At 46.1% G+C, this 17,757-nt stretch carries 17 protein-coding genes; 16 read left to right on the forward strand and 1 reads right to left on the reverse strand.

The genetic code is table 11. The annotated features are described in order from the left end of the window. The 15 genes from R7035_RS10970 to fliJ all read left to right on the forward strand — a co-directional run. A partial coding sequence (locus R7035_RS10970; RefSeq protein WP_257969381.1) for a flagellin occupies positions 1-249 on the forward strand: 249 nt, incomplete at its 5' end. Between the two features lie 288 nt (positions 250-537). Then, positions 538-1,668 (forward strand): flagellin, encoded by a 1,131-nt coding sequence (locus R7035_RS10975; RefSeq protein WP_005380449.1) that lies wholly within the window; start codon positions 538-540, stop codon positions 1,666-1,668. A 92-nt stretch (positions 1,669-1,760) separates the two neighbouring features. Next, positions 1,761-2,195, forward strand: coding sequence for a flagellar protein FlaG (gene flaG, locus R7035_RS10980; protein WP_005380451.1), 435 nt, complete (start codon positions 1,761-1,763; stop codon positions 2,193-2,195). Between the two features lie 21 nt (positions 2,196-2,216). After that, positions 2,217-4,211: a flagellar filament capping protein FliD gene (gene fliD / locus R7035_RS10985; RefSeq protein ID WP_154205107.1), complete on the forward strand. Its 1,995-nt coding sequence runs from the start codon at positions 2,217-2,219 to the stop codon at positions 4,209-4,211. A 3-nt stretch (positions 4,212-4,214) separates the two neighbouring features. After that, complete coding sequence (locus tag R7035_RS10990) at positions 4,215-4,520, forward strand: flagellar protein FliT (RefSeq protein ID WP_005380456.1); 306 nt, start codon at positions 4,215-4,217, stop codon at positions 4,518-4,520. Between the two features lie 12 nt (positions 4,521-4,532). Next, positions 4,533-4,943, forward strand: coding sequence for a flagellar export chaperone FliS (gene fliS, locus R7035_RS10995; RefSeq protein WP_005380457.1), 411 nt, complete (start codon positions 4,533-4,535; stop codon positions 4,941-4,943). Positions 4,944-5,230: 287 nt separating this feature from the next. After that, a complete protein-coding gene (locus R7035_RS11000) occupies positions 5,231-6,697 on the forward strand; it encodes a sigma-54 dependent transcriptional regulator (RefSeq protein WP_005384490.1) in 1,467 nt (488 codons plus the stop codon). 199 nt (positions 6,698-6,896) lie between these two features. Next, entirely contained in the window at positions 6,897-7,928 is a 1,032-nt protein-coding gene (locus tag R7035_RS11005; RefSeq protein WP_005380459.1) for a sensor histidine kinase, read from the forward strand. Positions 7,929-7,964: 36 nt separating this feature from the next. Beyond that, a complete protein-coding gene (locus R7035_RS11010; protein WP_053304425.1) occupies positions 7,965-9,374 on the forward strand; it encodes a sigma-54-dependent transcriptional regulator in 1,410 nt (469 codons plus the stop codon). 122 nt (positions 9,375-9,496) lie between these two features. Then, entirely contained in the window at positions 9,497-9,808 is a 312-nt protein-coding gene (gene fliE, locus R7035_RS11015; protein WP_005384482.1) for a flagellar hook-basal body complex protein FliE, read from the forward strand. 14 nt (positions 9,809-9,822) lie between these two features. Then, the gene (gene fliF / locus R7035_RS11020) at positions 9,823-11,565 is read left to right on the forward strand and encodes a flagellar basal-body MS-ring/collar protein FliF (RefSeq protein ID WP_318146130.1); all 1,743 of its coding nucleotides are present in this window, start codon (positions 9,823-9,825) and stop codon (positions 11,563-11,565) included. Continuing rightward, positions 11,558-12,613 (forward strand): flagellar motor switch protein FliG, encoded by a 1,056-nt coding sequence (fliG, locus tag R7035_RS11025; protein ID WP_005380470.1) that lies wholly within the window; start codon positions 11,558-11,560, stop codon positions 12,611-12,613. Before fliF ends, fliG begins: the two co-directional genes overlap by 8 nt. 71 nt (positions 12,614-12,684) lie before the next feature. Further along, positions 12,685-13,485, forward strand: a complete 801-nt coding sequence (gene fliH, locus R7035_RS11030; protein ID WP_005380472.1) for a flagellar assembly protein FliH — start codon at positions 12,685-12,687, stop codon at positions 13,483-13,485. A gap of 3 nt (positions 13,486-13,488) precedes the next feature. Then, positions 13,489-14,808 carry a flagellar protein export ATPase FliI gene (fliI, locus tag R7035_RS11035; RefSeq protein ID WP_132936877.1) on the forward strand — a complete coding sequence of 440 codons (1,320 nt, stop codon included), beginning with the start codon at positions 13,489-13,491 and terminating at the stop codon, positions 14,806-14,808. A gap of 6 nt (positions 14,809-14,814) precedes the next feature. Further along, complete coding sequence (gene fliJ, locus R7035_RS11040; RefSeq protein ID WP_005380474.1) at positions 14,815-15,258, forward strand: flagellar export protein FliJ; 444 nt, start codon at positions 14,815-14,817, stop codon at positions 15,256-15,258. A gap of 40 nt (positions 15,259-15,298) precedes the next feature. Here the strand turns inward: fliJ and R7035_RS11045 are convergent, their stop codons facing one another. After that, a complete protein-coding gene (locus R7035_RS11045; RefSeq protein ID WP_005380475.1) occupies positions 15,299-15,613 on the reverse strand; it encodes an NIPSNAP family protein in 315 nt (104 codons plus the stop codon). A 280-nt stretch (positions 15,614-15,893) separates the two neighbouring features. Here R7035_RS11045 and R7035_RS11050 point away from each other — a divergent pair, with 280 nt between their 5' ends. Beyond that, positions 15,894-17,747, forward strand: a complete 1,854-nt coding sequence (locus R7035_RS11050) for a flagellar hook-length control protein FliK (protein WP_262651790.1) — start codon at positions 15,894-15,896, stop codon at positions 17,745-17,747. Positions 17,748-17,757: the final 10 nt, after the last annotated feature.

The raw sequence follows: 17,757 nt of genomic DNA on the forward strand, positions 1-17,757 counted from the left end.
GCGGCACTGAAATACGTAGACAGCCACCGCGCAGAGCTGGGTGCATTCCAGAACCGTTTCAACCACGCAATCAGCAATTTGGACAACATTAACGAGAACGTGAATGCGTCGAAGAGCCGTATCAAAGATACTGACTTCGCGAAAGAAACGACGGCAATGACCAAGTCACAAATTCTATCGCAAGCGTCAAGCTCAATCCTTGCGCAAGCGAAACAAGCGCCAAACTCAGCGCTAAGTCTGCTAGGTTAATTTCAAACCTAAGATGAGAACCTCATTGGCTCGTGGTGAGAGATGAGCGAGTAAACCCAGCTTCGGCTGGGTTTTTTTCTGTCTTTTGGGGCCCCAGGATTTCTGCGAATCACGACATTAGAGCTTCATCACATTTCAGTAAGCCAAAGAAAATAATCGCAAAAAATTGAAAATTTCTTCTAAAGGATATTCATCGGTCGCCGTTAAAGGGACTGAGAGAAATGAGATGTACCTAAGTGAGGTGAGAGACACGACGGTACATTCACTAAAGCCTTAAGGAGATCAATTATGGCGATTAACGTTAATACTAACGTTTCTGCGATGACTGCACAGCGTTACCTAAACCAGGCAGCTGACGGTCAACAAAAATCTATGGAGCGTTTGTCTTCGGGTTATAAAATCAATAGCGCGAAAGACGATGCTGCAGGTCTACAGATTTCAAACCGTTTGAATGCACAAAGCCGTGGCCTAGATATGGCAGTGAAAAACGCAAACGACGGTATTTCTATTGCACAGGTTGCTGAAGGTGCAATGAATGAATCTACCAACATCCTACAACGTATGCGTGATCTTTCGCTTCAATCGGCGAACGGCTCTAACTCAAAAGCAGAACGTGTAGCGATCCAAGAAGAAGTAACAGCGCTAAACGACGAGCTAAACCGTATTGCTGAAACTACCTCTTTCGGTGGTAACAAGCTTCTAAACGGTACTTACGGTACTCAATCTTTCCAAATCGGTGCGGACTCAGGTGAAGCCGTGATGCTTTCTATGGGTAACCTACGCTCAGACACTTCAGCAATGGGTGGTAAGAGCTACGCAGCAGAAGAGGGTAAAGACGCATCTTGGACTGTTGGTGAGAAAACAGAGTTCAAAATGAGCTACACCAACAAGCAGGGTGAAGAGAAAGAGCTATCAATCAGCGCTAAGCAAGGCGATGATATTGAGCAGCTAGCGACATACATCAACGGTCAAAACGATGATGTAAAAGCCTCTGTTGGCGAAGATGGCAAACTACAAGTATTTGCTTCTTCTCAAAAAGTTGAAGGTGATGTTGAGTTTTCTGGCAACCTAGCAGACGAGATCGGCTTTGGTGGCCCGAAAGACGTAACAGTGAAAGACATCGACGTAACCACAGTAGCTGGCTCTCAAGAAGCAGTAGCGGTTATCGACGGTGCTCTTAAGTCCGTAGACAGCCAACGAGCTTCACTCGGTGCTTTCCAAAACCGCTTCAACCACGCAATCAGCAACCTAGACAACATTAACGAGAACGTTAACGCGTCTAAAAGCCGTATTAAAGATACTGATTACGCGAAGGAAACCACTGCGATGACTAAGTCGCAAATTCTTCAGCAAGCAAGTACTTCAATCCTGGCTCAAGCGAAGCAGTCTCCATCTGCAGCGCTAAGCTTGTTGGGCTAAGTGGTAAACCCAGCCTGAGGTCAACACCTTAGTGCTGGGGCACCAAAGCGATAGATTCTATCGTTAGCCCATAAGGTGGAAGGGAGATTGTAATGGATATATCCTCCTACGCATCGAACATCCAGCCTTACGGCACGCCAAATGGCACAAAGTTTGCAAATAAAAATGGCAATGATATAGGCACGTCTAGCCCAGCAAATTCAAATGGTGAGATTTCGCCGCAAAAAGCGAAAAACACCGAATACGACTTCTCTGTTCAAGCTGCGCTCGAGATGGCTGAAAGCCGTCAAGAACTGAACAAAGAAGAACGTGAAAAATTGGTCGCGCAAATGAATGAATTTGTCACGTCCATAAACAAAGGAGTCGCATTTCGAGTGGATGAAGAATCCGGACGAGATGTGGTGACGATTTATGAAGCCAATACCGGTGACGTGATTCGTCAAATTCCTGATGAAGAAATGCTAGTGGTATTGCGTCGCCTAGCTGAGCACACAGCCAACAGCGGGTTGTTGACTGAAAAAGTGTAAGTCGTTTTTAGAGGTGATTTGATGAGTTTAGGCCCTTTGGGGATGTCTGGCGGCATGGATATTAATTCCATGGTCAGCAAAATTGTGGATGCCGAACGCGTACCAAAGCAGCAACGCATCGACAACGAACGCACGACAATTAATGCCAGTATCAGTGCTTACGGACGACTCAGAGAATCATTGGATACGATGAAAAATCTCATGGCGAACTTTCGTCAGGAGAAAGCATTTGCCGTTCGCACTGTCGAAACGACCGATGACAATATCGTATCTGCCACGGCAACCACAGATGCTATCGCTGGCAAATATGCTATCGATGTGTTGCAGCTTGCTCAGAGCCATAAAGTCGCTTCTGACGTATTGCCAGAAGACGCAAAATTTGGCCCTGGTAAGCTGCAGATTTCGCTTGGTGATGAGCGTTTTAATATCGATGTTCGTTCCCGATCTAAGCTCATCGATGTCGTACGTGGCATCAATGGCGCTAAAGATAACCCTGGCGTTCGTGCATCTCTTATTAACGACGTCGAAGGTCCACGCCTTATCCTTGCTTCTAACCTCTCTGGTAAGGATCATCAAATCAGAGTCAGTGTGGAGGCAGAAAAAGGCAACCCTCTTAAATATTTCGAATACCAAACACTTGAAGACCGCGTCAACGCGCTTGAAGAAGCTCGTTCAGCGGCGGAAGATGTCTTAGGTCCTCTTAAATTTCCGGAACAACCAGCAGAAGAGCTGGATGCAAACGGCAATCCTCTACCTCCAGAAGAGCAAAAAGCGGCAGACGATGTACAAGATGATGCATCGCAAGCGCCAATCTCTGCGGCGGGTGCAGAAGCAGCCAAAGCTGGTCAAGAAGCCATTGATGAAGCCAACCGACGCGCGAGTTTACGCCCTGAAGACAGAATTCCAGGGTGGACAGAAACTGCGTCAGGTACTTTGTTGGACTCTTATGAAGAACCAGAGCTCGAACTCGACGAAAAGGCAATAGAGAAGGCACCAGATGTACCAGGCTGGAATAATGCCGCATCGGGCACCCTAACCGATTCTTACGTTACGACGAAAGAGGCTAAGCAGCTTCTTGAGCAAGAAAAAGCGGAAATCGAGCAAAAAATTGCGAGTGAAAAGCAAGCGTTAGACGAAAAAGTGGCACGTGGTGAACTTTCCGAAGCGCAAGCTAAGCAAATTCATCGCGCTAAACTTGATCCTCAAGAACGTGAGCGTCTGGAAAAAATTGATGAAGCAGAAGCGAAAATCGCAAAGGCACAATCTGCTTTTGAAGAATACCTTGGAATGACAGAAGTACAAGCAGGGCAAGATTCAGAAGTTCTGCTTGATGGAGTGGCAAAGCTATCTAGCCACAACAATGTGATTGAAGATGCGATCGAAGGTGTTGATTTAACGCTAAAAGGCAAATCAGAACCGAATAAACCGCCTGCTGAAATTGGTGTCGAGTACGACCGTCAAAGTGTACGCAACGATATCGAAAACTTTGTGGCAGCGTATAACTCGTTTTATCAAACCTCCCAAGCGTTGGCGAGTGTGGATCCGGTAACTGGTCAAAAAGGGCCGTTGTCAGGTGACAGCACCGTACGCAGTGCAGATTCACGATTAAAATCGGTCTTTTCTACTCGAATCGATAAAGCACCTGAAAACCTAAAGTCCTTAACAGAATTTGGCATTACGACCACACGTCAAGGCACCCTAGAAATTAACTATGACATGCTAGACCGCCAGTTGAACAATAACTTCAACGAGTTAGAAAAGTTCTTCGGTGGCAACACAGGTTTTGCTAAACGAGTAGAAGATGCGATTCACGGTATCACAGGTATTACAGGCAGTATTCGTACTCGAGAAAAAAGTCTCACAGAACAAAATTACCGTTTGAGTGACGATCAAGCGGCATTAGATCGCCGCATGGAAAGCCTAGAGAAGCGTACTCATGCGAAGTTTACCGCGATGCAAGATGCGACCGGTAAAATGCAGGGCCAGTTGGGCGCTTTGATGAGTGCGTTGGGTTAATAAATGCAAAAAGAACTCATGGAAATTAGTGATATAGATCAACTAATTACGCAAGAATTAGAAAAAATTGATTTTAATGCTGAAGAAATTCTTCGCTTGGTCGATATCAGGGAACGGTTATTGCAAAACCTGTTACCAATTATTCATCAAAATCCTTTGGTTAAGCAGGATGCAGAGTGGCAAGCATTGCTAACTCGTACCAAAAGAATTGTCGAGCTGATGCAATCGGAAACGTCAAAGGTCGGAAAAGAGCTCCATAAGTTTCGTTATGGCCAGCGTTCACTTCAGCAGTACAAAAAATTTATTTAAAAGAGGATTACTATGCGCGGTTCTTTGCAAGCATACAAAAAGGTATCAGTCGACAGCCAGCTTAGCGCGGCTTCTCCGCACAAAGTCATTCAAATGCTTATGGCTGGTGCGATTGAGCGCCTTATTCAAGGTAAAGCAGCCATGCAAGCAGGCAATATTCCAGCAAAAGGTGAGCGCTTAGGTAAAGCGTTAGACATCATTATCGCGCTACGCAGCTGTCTATCTATGGATGACGGTGGTGATATTGCTTCAAACTTAGATTCACTGTATGAGTTTATGATCACGCAAATTTCTGCTGCTAACCATCAAAATGAGCCTCAGCTGATCGACGACGTTATCGACATTATCCGTGAGATCAAGTCCGCTTGGGACCAAATCCCAACAGAGTTTCATAATCTTACCGCTGCTGAAGTTGGTATTTAATAGTCAAAACAATGCGTTAAGATACTAGACGAATATATTTGTCAATTGCGCAACGAGTTGTGTAGCAAAGTTTCTATCAAGCTCACACCTCTCCATTGCTTGGTTGCCTTATTTTTATATTCAAATAAAATAGAAGCCATTAGTAGCCCTAATGGCTTTTTTGTTGCTGATTTTCCTATTTTGTCTATCGTAAATTGAGTGTGGTGGTTCTGCCTTCTTTAGCACCCAATTGCGCAAATCAAGGTTTGGCCGCAACGCACCTAAAATAAAGGCAATCATTCTTACTTATGCATGGTTTGGCAAAGCTGCTTGTAATTGATGATGACGCATCAAGTCGTTTAAATTTAAGCAATATATTGGAATTTGTTGGAGAAAATTGCGAAGCGGTCAGTTCTGATCAGCTCAGCGATGTTGATTGGTCTAGCGTATGGTCGTGCTGTATTGTTGGTAATATTCCAGCAGGTCAAGCGGCGAGTACGGTTATCTCTCATTTAAACAGCGCTTACCACATCCCTCTTCTAGTCATGGGCCGTTTTCCTTTGCCTGTTGATGATCTTCCAAATTTTGTTGGTGAACTAGAGCTGCCGCTTAATTACCCACAGCTTAGTGAAGCGTTACGCCACTGCAAAGATTTTCTGGGGCGAAAAGGAGTGAATGTTGTTGCTAGTGCACGCAAAAACACGCTTTTTCGCAGCTTAGTTGGTCAAAGTAGAGGTATTCAAGAAGTTCGACACCTGATCGAGCAAGTATCAAACACGGAAGCAAACGTGTTGATCTTAGGTGAGTCCGGTACGGGTAAAGAAGTTGTTGCGCGTAACATCCACTATCACTCTTCATACCGCGATGGCGCATTTGTACCTATTAACTGTGGTGCAATACCGCCTGAGCTCCTAGAAAGCGAATTATTTGGTCACGAAAAAGGCGCGTTTACTGGTGCGTTAACTGCCCGTAAAGGTCGATTTGAGCTCGCAGACGGTGGCACTATCTTTCTTGATGAGATTGGCGATATGCCAATGTCGATGCAAGTAAAGTTGCTTCGTGTATTGCAAGAACGCTGCTTTGAACGTGTAGGTGGCAATAGTACCATCAAGGTAAATGTTCGAGTTGTGGCGGCGACACACCGTAATCTAGAAAATATGATTGAAGAAGGCACGTTCCGAGAAGACTTGTTCTATCGTCTGAACGTGTTTCCGATTGAGATGCCAGCGCTGAAAGAGCGCAAACAAGATATACCATTGCTGCTGCAAGAACTGATGACACGTTTAGAGGCGGAGGGCGGACAACCTATCTGTTTTACACCTCGTGCAATCAACTCACTGATGGAGCATAACTGGCCGGGCAACGTACGCGAGTTGGCTAATCTTGTTGAGCGAATGATTATTCTGTATCCAAATAGCTTAGTGGATGTAAACCATCTACCAACCAAATATCGCTACAGTGACATCCCAGAGTTCCAACCAGAGAGCAATCCATTTGTTTCGGTGGAAGAGCAAGAGCGTGATGTATTCCAAGATATCTTCTCTGAAGATTTTAGCTTTGAAGATCAAGACGACCTTGATCACAGCATGAACGCCCCGCAAGCGCTGCCACCGGAAGGGGTTAATTTGAAAGAGCTGCTGGCTGATTTAGAAGTTAATATGATCAGCCAAGCATTAGAAGCGCAGGGTGGCGTTGTAGCAAGAGCGGCGGACATGCTGGGTATGCGACGTACTACGCTGGTGGAAAAAATGCGTAAGTACAACTTACAGCGCTAGGTAAAGTGAAGTTTTAAGACGATATCTGAATAATCACTTGGGCTGGTTAACATCGCTTTTCTGGCATCCAAAACCGTTATCTCTGAGTGTCAACTTATTGTCGATGGCTTAACGTCCTGATAAATATAAAAAATAGCTTGGTACGCTAATTGCTTACCAAGCTATTTTAGTTTTAGCGGCGATATTTCGACAGGCAGTAATGGATAACAACACCAATCAATCCCATTTAGATTCCGTAGAGAATCAGGTTGAGCGCTACAAACAGGTGCTCGATGTGATGCCTGCTGGAGTGATTTTGCTCGATACGTACGGAGTAGTGCGTGAAGCAAATCCAGAAGCGCACCGAATTCTTGAGATTCCACTGGTTAACGAAAAATGGTTCAACGTTATCCAGGCGGTGTTTGACCCACGTGAAGATGATGGCCATGAAGTTTCCCTGCGGAATGGCCGTAAAGTTCGACTCGCCATCTCGGCGTCCACAACAGGTCAATTGATCCTGATTACCGATTTAACCGAAACCCGTTTACTTCAAGCTCGTGTCAGTGATTTACAGCGCTTATCGTCGTTAGGACGTATGGTTGCGTCGCTTGCTCACCAAGTAAGAACGCCGCTGTCGAGCGCTATGTTATATGCATCCAATTTGGGAGCGCCAAATCTTCCTCCAGCGACAAAAGATCGCTTCCAAACCAAATTAATGGATCGACTGCACGATTTGGAAAAGCAGGTTAATGATATGCTGCTTTTTGCTAAAGGTGGTGATAATAAAGTCATTAAGCCATTTACGATTGCCCAGTTGGTAGCGGAATATCAGCCGATGGTCGAAACCGCGCTAAAAAACAACAGTATTGATTACTGCCTAGAAGTGGAAGAAGAACAAACTGAACTACTAGGCAATGCGAACGCCATTGCATCCGCATTGAGTAATCTGGTCATGAATGCGATTCAAATGTCTGGTAAAGAATCGCAAGTCGATATTTTTTTCCGCCCGGTAAATGGTGAGTTACGCATTTCTGTGCAAGACAGCGGACCGGGAGTGCCCGAAGAACTGCAAGCCAAAATCATGGAGCCATTTTTTACCACACGTTCTCAAGGAACTGGATTAGGGTTGGCAGTTGTTCAAATGGTTTGCCGTGCCCATGACGGTCGATTGGAACTTATTTCAGAGCAGGGTGATGGAGCCTGCTTCACCATGTGCATTCCGCTAGAGCGAGTGCAAACAGAAGCGCAATAAGCGGCGTTTGGTAATAACAATTTCTGGAGAATCATAATGGCGCAAAGCAAAGTGCTGATCGTAGAAGACGATGAAGGTCTTCGTGAAGCCCTAGTCGATACTCTGGCTCTGGCAGGGTATGAGTGGTTGGAAGCGGACTGTGCTGAAGATGCACTGTTAAAGCTGAAATCGAATACGGTTGATATCGTCGTTTCTGATGTGCAAATGGCGGGTATGGGTGGCTTAGCTCTGCTCAAAAGCATCAAGCAGAATTGGCCTAACTTACCAGTATTGCTAATGACGGCGTACGCCAACATTGAAGATGCCGTGTCTGCAATGAAAGATGGCGCAATTGACTACATGGCGAAACCATTTGCACCAGAAGTGTTGCTAAATATGGTCAGTCGTTATGCACCGATAAAAAGTGATGACAACGGTGATGCTATCGTTGCTGATGAGAAAAGTCTGCGTTTACTCGCGTTGGCCGATAAAGTGGCACGTACAGATGCGAATGTTATGGTGCTAGGTCCTAGTGGCTCAGGTAAAGAAGTGATGTCGCGCTATATTCACAACGCGTCAAATCGTAAAAATGGTCCTTTTGTCGCAATTAACTGTGCCGCGATTCCTGACAATATGCTCGAAGCAACACTGTTTGGCTATGAAAAGGGCGCATTTACTGGTGCTGTTCAGGCATGCCCAGGAAAGTTCGAACAAGCACAAGGTGGCACAATCTTACTTGATGAAATCAGTGAGATGGACTTGAACCTGCAAGCGAAGTTATTGCGTGTTTTGCAAGAGCGAGAAGTAGAGCGCCTAGGCAGTCGCAAAAGCATCAAGTTAGATGTTCGTGTGTTAGCGACGAGTAACCGTGATCTTAAGCAATACGTGTCAGAAGGAAACTTCAGAGAGGACTTATATTACCGCCTGAATGTATTCCCAATTGCGTGGCCTGCACTTAAAGAACGTAAAGGCGATATTGCACCGCTTGCCAAGCATCTTGCTGAGCGTCATTGCAGCAAAATGGGCATGCCAGTGCCTCAATTCTCGACCGTTGCGTTAGAAAAACTATTGCAATACCCTTGGCCGGGTAATGTTCGTGAATTGGATAACGTGGTTCAACGAGCGCTGATATTAAGTGAAAATGGCGACATCGATGCAGAGCACATTTTGCTTGAGGGCGTAGATTGGCAAGATGCCAATAGCTTGCAACACGTGGTGCAAAACGCAGATATGGTCGTGCCCAATGTTAAGCCAGTTGCGCAAGCTGAGAATGTCAGCCGTCCAGTAACTGGTGGAGAAGGCTTAGGCAGCGAGCTGCGCGATCAAGAATACGCCATTATTTTGGAGACTTTGGTTGAGTGTAATGGTCGACGCAAAGAAATGGCGGAGAAACTGGGTATAAGCCCTCGAACCTTGCGCTATAAGCTTGCCAAAATGCGTGATGCTGGTATAGATATCCCGAATTAACACAGACAACGGCCATAAGACGAAAAGTGTAAGTAAATTGATTGCTAATGTCTTATGGCACGTTAATTGCTGTGTCAATAATCAGTTTTGTTAATAGTCAATCTTTTGGCTTAGAGGTGCTAATGAAAATTGATGGTATTCAGGCAGAAATGCGCGCCATGATGGTAGAAGCAACCAATACGGCTCCTACTGCAAGTGGGGCGAAAGTTGGAGCGGATTTTAACGATCTCCTAACTAAAGCCATCAATAACGTGAACACACTTCAAAAAGCATCTGGTGATTTACAAACCCGTTTTGATCGTGGTGATGCCGATGTATCCCTTTCTGACGTTATGATCGCTCGTAACAAGTCTAGTGTCGCTTTTGATGCGACGGTTCAAATTCGCAATAAACTCGTTGAGGCATATAAAGATCTCATGAACATGCCAGTGTAATTTAGGTAATAAGTGTGGCAGACAAGTCTACAGATTTAACCGTCACTGAAGGCGGCTCAGATGGTGCACTGGTAGCAAGTCCCGATGTGGATGTGGAGAGTCAAAATCCAGATCTAGAGGAGCGTAGTGCGTCAAAATTCGATATGGCAGTGGGCGACCTCGATTTACTTCGTCAGGTTGTGCTTGTGCTGTCGATATCCATCTGTGTTGCATTGATCGTGATGCTGTTCTTTTGGGTCAAAGAACCGGAAATGCGCCCACTTGGTGCGTATGAGACCGAAGAATTGATCCCCGTTCTGGATTATCTGGACCAGCAGAAAATCAATTATAAGCTTGATGGCAATACTGTTTCTGTTGAATCGAGTGAGTACAACTCGATCAAACTTGGCATGGTTCGTTCCGGCGTTAACCAAGCTACAGAAGCAGGCGATGATATTTTGCTGCAAGACATGGGCTTTGGTGTTTCACAACGTCTTGAGCAAGAGCGTCTGAAACTCAGTCGAGAGCGCCAATTAGCTCAAGCAATTGAAGAGATGAAGCAAGTTCGCAAAGCACGAGTGTTATTGGCACTGCCAAAGCACAGCGTGTTTGTGCGTCATAACCAAGAAGCGTCTGCGTCGGTATTTTTGACATTGTCGACAGGCACTAACCTTAAGCAGCAAGAAGTGGATTCTATTGTCGACATGGTAGCGAGTGCCGTGCCGGGAATGAAAACTTCTCGAATTACCGTCACAGATCAGCATGGCCGCTTACTCAGCTCAGGCTCCCAAGATCCTGCTTCTGCGGCGCGACGCAAAGAACAAGAATTAGAACGCAGCCAAGAGCAAGCGCTGCGCGAAAAAATTGATTCCGTACTATTACCCATTTTAGGTTATGGCAACTATACGGCGCAGGTTGATATCCAAATGGATTTCAGTGCGGTTGAACAAACTCGCAAACGTTTTGATCCAAACACCCCTGCGACCCGCAGTGAGTACGCACTCGAAGATTACAATAACGGTAACATGGTAGCGGGTATTCCGGGTGCGTTGAGTAATCAGCCTCCAGCGGATGCCTCTATTCCGCAAGATGTGGCTCAAATGAAAGATGGTTCTGTCATGGGGCAGGGGTCAGTTCGTAAAGAGTCCACGCGTAACTTTGAGCTAGATACCACCATCAGCCACGAGCGAAAGCAGACCGGGACGGTGGCTCGTCAGACCGTTTCTGTTGCGATTAAAGACCGTCGTCAAGTTAACCCTGATACGGGTGAAGTGACTTATACCCCAATGTCCGAATCTGAAATCAATGCCATTCGCCAAGTATTAATTGGTACCGTTGGCTTTGACCAAGGCCGTGGCGATTTGCTGAATGTATTGAGTGTAAAGTTTGCTGAGCCAGAGGCTGAGCAGCTAGAAGAACCACCAATTTGGGAGCACCCTAACTTCAGTGATTGGGTTCGTTGGTTCGCAAGTGCATTAGTGATTATTGTGGTTGTGTTGGTTCTGGTTCGCCCAGCAATGAAGAAATTGCTTAACCCTACCAGCGATGATGAAGACGAAATGTACGGACCAGACGGCTTGCCGATTGGTGCGGATGGTGAAACTAGCTTGATTGGCAGTGACATCGAAAGCAGCGAACTGTTCGAGTTTGGCTCAAGTATTGATTTGCCAAACCTTCATAAAGATGAAGATGTATTGAAAGCGGTTCGCGCTCTGGTTGCGAATGAACCTGAATTGGCTGCTCAAGTAGTGAAAAACTGGATGAATGACAATGGCTAACGATATCGTACCTCAAGATGACAACGCCGCGGGAATGCCAGTAGAGCTGGATGTTTCAACCATTACTGGCGAAGAAAAAGCGGCAATTTTGCTACTGAGTCTTAATGAACAAGATGCAGCTGGCATTATCCGTCACCTAGAACCAAAACAGGTTCAGCGTGTTGGTAGTGCGATGGCTCGCGCGAAGGATCTCAGCCAAGACAAGGTATCTGCTGTTCATCGTGCGTTTTTGGAGGATATCCAGAAATACACCAACATTGGTATGGGCAGCGAAGACTTTATGCGTAATGCACTGGTTGCCGCTCTTGGTGAAGACAAAGCCAACAACTTAGTTGACCAGATCCTACTTGGTACGGGCTCAAAGGGTTTGGATTCTTTGAAATGGATGGACCCACGCCAAGTGGCGAGCATTATTGTCAATGAACACCCACAGATTCAAACTATCGTATTGTCTTATTTAGAAGCAGACCAATCTGCAGAGATTTTGTCTCAGTTCCCTGAGCGCGTGCGTTTGGATCTGATGATGCGTATTGCCAACCTTGAAGAAGTTCAGCCATCAGCATTGGCAGAGCTGAACGAAATCATGGAGAAACAGTTCGCGGGTCAAGCGGGTGCACAAGCAGCCAAAATTGGCGGCCTGAAAGCAGCAGCGGAGATCATGAACTACCTAGACAACAACGTCGAAGGTTTGTTGATGGAGCAAATTCGCGATCAGGACGAAGACATGGCGACGCAAATCCAAGACCTAATGTTTGTCTTCGAAAACTTAGTCGAGGTGGACGACCAAGGTATTCAGAAGTTGCTGCGTGACGTACCACAAGACGTGTTGCAAAAAGCACTCAAAGGTGCAGATGACTCGTTACGTGAGAAAGTCTTCAAGAATATGTCTAAACGTGCTGCTGATATGATGCGTGATGACATAGAAGCGATGCCGCCAGTACGAGTGGCAGATGTAGAAGCCGCTCAGAAAGAAATCTTAGCAATTGCCCGTCGAATGGCGGATGCTGGTGAGCTTATGCTATCTGGCGGTGCTGACGAATTCTTATAATTTCTATTGCTTCGCAATTATCCTATTGCGGAGCACCCTCACTTCTTAATCGAACACACAATAGGTAACCCATGGCTGGCGATAGAAAACGTGGATTTATCCGTCCTGATGAAGATGATTCGATGATCGAACCTCAACGTTGGGGGCTGCCTGATTATGGCGAGCCTAAAGCCAAACAAGCAAAACAAACCGCGTTCAACTATGACCCGGGATGGGTGCCGAATTTTGATGAGCCTGAAGAAGAGCAGCCACTTGCGCTAACCGAAGAGCAAATTGAACTGATTAAGCAAGGTGCTTATCAAGAAGGCTTACATCAAGGTCAGGAAGCTGGCTTTAAGCAAGGTTACGACAAAGGTAAAGAAGAAGGGTTGCAAGCCGGCCATGCTGAAGGTCTCGAGCTCGGAAAAGCTGAAGGGGTAACTGCAGGGCAAGAATACATTCAGCAGCAAGTTGAAACTTTTATGAACTTGGCCAATCAGTTTGCTCAACCTTTGGAGTTGATGAATGCTCAGGTTGAAAAGCAGCTGGTGGATATGGTGCTCTGTTTAGTTAAAGAAGTGGTGCACGTTGAAGTACAAACCAACCCTCAAATTATTTTAGATACAGTGAAGCAGTCGGTTGAAGCGCTACCAATATCAGGCCACCCTATTACCTTGCACCTGAATCCAGAAGATGTCGCGATTATTCGTTCAGCTTATGGTGAAGAAGACCTTGATTGTCGCAACTGGACGTTAGTTGCTGAACCATCGCTCAATCGAGGTGACGTCCAGATTGAAGCCGGTGAATCAAGCATTAATTATCGCATGGAAGAACGCGTCAAAAGCGTATTGCACAGCTTTTGTGGCGCAAACCGTCATCAAGAGGGTGAGTAATCCATGCAAGCACTCGCTGACCGCTTAAAAAGCTACAAAGTTGAAGGCCTTACGACGCGCCCTGTCGCCTCTGGCAAACTGGTGCGTGTGGTTGGGTTAACGTTGGAAGCGACCGGCTGTCGCGCACCAATTGGCAGTTTATGCTTAGTGGAAACCATGTCAGGTCAGATGGAAGCCGAGGTTGTCGGCTTTTCAGGTGACAACCTATTTTTAATGCCAAGCGAACAAATTACGGGCATTTTACCTGGCGCGAGGGTCACCCCTTTAACCAGTGACGCTGGTTTGCCTGTCGGCATGGAGTTACTTGGGCGCGTGATAGACGGGGTTGGGAATCCACTTGATGGACTTGGCCCTTTGTATACCGATCACCGTGCCTCTTTTAATGCCGAGCCGATCAACCCGTTGGCTCGAAAACCAATTTCTGAACCGCTCGATGTTGGCCTAAAAGCCATCAATGGTTTGTTGACGGTTGGTAAAGGTCAGCGTATCGGTCTGTTTGCAGGTTCTGGTGTGGGTAAATCGGTCACGCTTGGCATGATGACGCGAGGCACCACCGCACAGGTTGTGGTCGTCGGCCTGATAGGTGAGCGTGGACGTGAAGTTAAAGAGTTCATCGAAGAGATCTTGGGTGAGGACGGTCGTCGCCGCTCAGTGGTGGTCGCGGCGCCTGCCGATGCTTCACCTCTAATGCGCTTAAAGGGGTGCCAAACGGCATTAACGATTGCTGAATACTTCCGAGACCAAGGGTTAGATGTTCTGCTATTGATGGACTCGTTGACTCGTTTTGCACAAGCACAGCGTGAAATCGCACTTTCTGTTGGTGAGCCGCCAGCGACGAAAGGTTACCCGCCTTCTGTATTTGCCAAGCTGCCAGCGCTGGTTGAGCGAGCGGGTAATGGAAGTGCCGAGCAAGGCTCGATTACGGCGTTCTTTACCGTGTTGACCGAAGGGGATGATTTGCAAGATCCGATAGCGGACGCATCGCGAGCTATTCTTGATGGCCATATTGTACTTTCTCGTGAAATGGCGGATGCAGGCCATTATCCGGCGATTGATGTCGAGAAGTCGGTGAGCCGTGTTATGCCGCAAATCACGACCGAAGAGCACGTTCTGATGTCAAAAGCGGTGCGACAGGTCTTGTCTATTTGTCGCAAGAATCAAGATTTGGTCTCGATTGGAGCGTACAAACCGGGTACCGATCCTGCTATTGATGGCGCATTTACTTTGAAACCGAAGTTAGACGAATACTTGCAGCAGAGCATGAAAGAATCAGTGTCATATGATATGTGCGTCAATATGCTTAGAAACATTTTGGGTGGGTGATAGCGCATGAATAATGCGATGGAGTTTCTACTTGAGCAAACTAAGGATCGTGAAGACCAAGCTGTGCTTGCACTGAACAAAGCGCGTTCTGAACTCGAAGATTATTACCGTCAGGTTGAACAAATTGAAAAGTATCGGCTTGATTATTGCCAGCAACTCGTCGACCGTGGTCAGGCGGGCCTAACGGCAAGTCAATATGGACACTTAAATCGATTCCTTACCCAGCTAGATGAAACTTTATCTAAGCAAAAGCAAGCAGAAAGTCATTTCAAAGAGCAGGTTGAAAACTGTAAAGAATATTGGTTAACCGTGCGTAAAGAACGCAAATCCTATGAGTGGATGATAGATAAACGCGAAAAAGAGAAACAACTTGCTGAAGCTAAGCGCGAACAAAAGCAAATGGACGAGTTTTCCACCTTACTTTATAGTCGAAAACCACATCGTTTCTAAACGTTATCGGTTCGATATTGCATTACGGTGTTGCAGTTGACTACATCTCTACCGATTCAAGTAAGGTAACTTTGATTGAGTCTTGTTCAATTAGCTCAAATACCTTCGGTCGAATCTCGCGAACCCACCACTCGTTGTATGTTTTTTCGTAGAGAGCCTGGCGTGCTTGTTCATTGTCGAACTCTCTAAGCCAAACAAAATAGTCATGTCCATCATCACCAGTGTGGACGTAAGTATTCAGTACACGCATGCCTTGTGAGCGTTGATAGGGCAACAGTTCTTCCTTCATCCAACTTAGCCACTGTTCTGTTTTGCCTGCTCTGATTCTATATTGGCGTAATTCTGTGATCTTCAAAGTGATTCCTTAATTGTTAAGTCAAATGTCTGTTTACGCTTATCGTTTTTCAAAGTCAATCAAGTAGCTGTACATCATGTTAGGAACCAGGTTCTCGGATAGGACTGTTGATGTTTGTTCCATAAACATGCCATCTATTAGCTTACCGAGAATTGGCTCAATATTGTGGTGTGATTTTTGCATTTTAGCTGTCAGTGTCGGGTCTTTTTGACCTTTGTTTGCCGCCAGTATCGCTGTCTGTCAGCGATACGCTCAGAGCCACGAGAACGAGAGTTTCTAAATGAGTGTGAATTTGTCCCATGTATCTGCGACTACCAAGACGCCAGTTTCTGATGTGTCCGCTAAAGCGTCCGCAGAGAGCACTGAGAGCAAGGGATTTTTAGAAACGTTAACCGATGCATTTGCTGGTAAACAAAAGCCCGAAAAAGTAGCAACAGAATCGACAGTGGTTGAAGAAAAAGAAAGAGCGGATGTAGGCAGTACTTCTTCTGCTAACGTCTCGGACGAATTGTTGGCGCAAGAAAGCCAAGAATCCGTCAGTGACGGGACCCATGATTTTGATGAAATATCAGCAAACAAACCGAATGCAATCTTAAGTGAAGAAGTAAGTTTACAAAAGGCGAGTAACAGCACACCTTTGGAGCATGATGTTGAAGCTATTGAAAAAGTGAAATCAACATCAATTGATACGAGTAACCCATCAAATACAATGGACGTAAAAAGCACGATGGGCGAAGGACAACAGCTTCTTGGTCGAATTGAACAAGCGAATCAAACCCTGAATGCGAGTAATGCATCCATCGATAGTGGCAAAGTTTTGCCTCAGAGCGCGAATTTAGTGCATTCGTTCCACGAGCAAGCAACCGTTTCGACACACCTTGATGAGCTGGCTTTGAATGAAACGCCATCAGTTCATTCGCTTGAACAAGCACAGATGATCCCAGGACAAGACTTAGAGCCAATTTTAGATAAGAATGGTCAACCTATCGATGTCGACAAACTTTCGCCTGAGTTTGCTGCTTGGCAAGAGCTAGCGAAACAAGCCAGCCATCCGACGGCTAAGAGCGCAGTCAGTGGTGAAGTAGCTAATGATCTGTCGCCGTTGTTAACAGACGTTGATGGTTCCAACATCGACGCGCTTCCACGAGTCTCCTTGGATGAACTTGAAGTTATAGATACTAAGTTGGCGCAAGGAAAACCACTGACTCAGCAAGAAGCTCAGATCATTGAAGGGTTGAAACAAGGAACGATCACGGCGGATATTCCTGAGCAAGACCTTGCCCAATTTGTTGCGCTCCCTAATGACATTAAACAGATTCTAGCAGAGCAACAAGTACAACATAACTTAACTCGCCAGGCTGGACCTATGGCAGTGTCTCAGCAAATCCAGCATACAGCGGCTCAAGTACCCCAGCCACAAGCTACTCATAGTGGAGATAAAGTCGCATTATCTTCAATGCCCGATACGTTGATAGCCGCGCAAGTGCCGACGTCGCTTCAAGGTGTGAAAGACGGAGAGATTAGCCAGAAAGTGATGAACGCAGCATTGGCGACTGGTGCGCTAAAGGCGACTGCTGATAAACAAGATAAGCCGGACCTCCAACATGGCTTCGCTGGACAGCTTCAGGCTATGGCAGGTCAGCAAGGAATTAATGTGCAGCAACAAGCGCGTATTGATGCTGCACAACAAGCTCAGCTTCCGTTGCAACTAACTAAAGAGCTAGCCAACGAGCAAGTTGCGGAAAAAGTGCAAATGATGATGTCGAAGAATCTGAAAAATCTCGATATTCGTCTTGATCCACCAGAGTTAGGTCGTATGCAAATTCGTATGACCATGAATAATGACGTTGCCAATGTACATTTTACAGTGAACAACCCGCAAGCTCGTGACATTATTGAACAGACGCTCCCTCGTTTGAGAGAAATGCTAGCGCAACAAGGTATGCAGCTGGCTGATTCTTCCGTCCAGCAACAAAACAGCGGGCAACAGCAAGGTAGGTATACTGCTGAACAACATGGTCAAAGCGCGCAAAGTGGCGGTTTTTCTGGACAGTCCGAAGAGGGTTTTGAATCTGATGTCAATCTGGATTTGAATGTCGCTTCAAAGCGTGATGGAATTAGTTTTTACGCATAAAAGGCCGTTT

This window comes from Vibrio sp. 1731 (genome assembly GCF_033339955.1).
GTDB classification, from domain to species: domain Bacteria; phylum Pseudomonadota; class Gammaproteobacteria; order Enterobacterales; family Vibrionaceae; genus Vibrio; species Vibrio alginolyticus.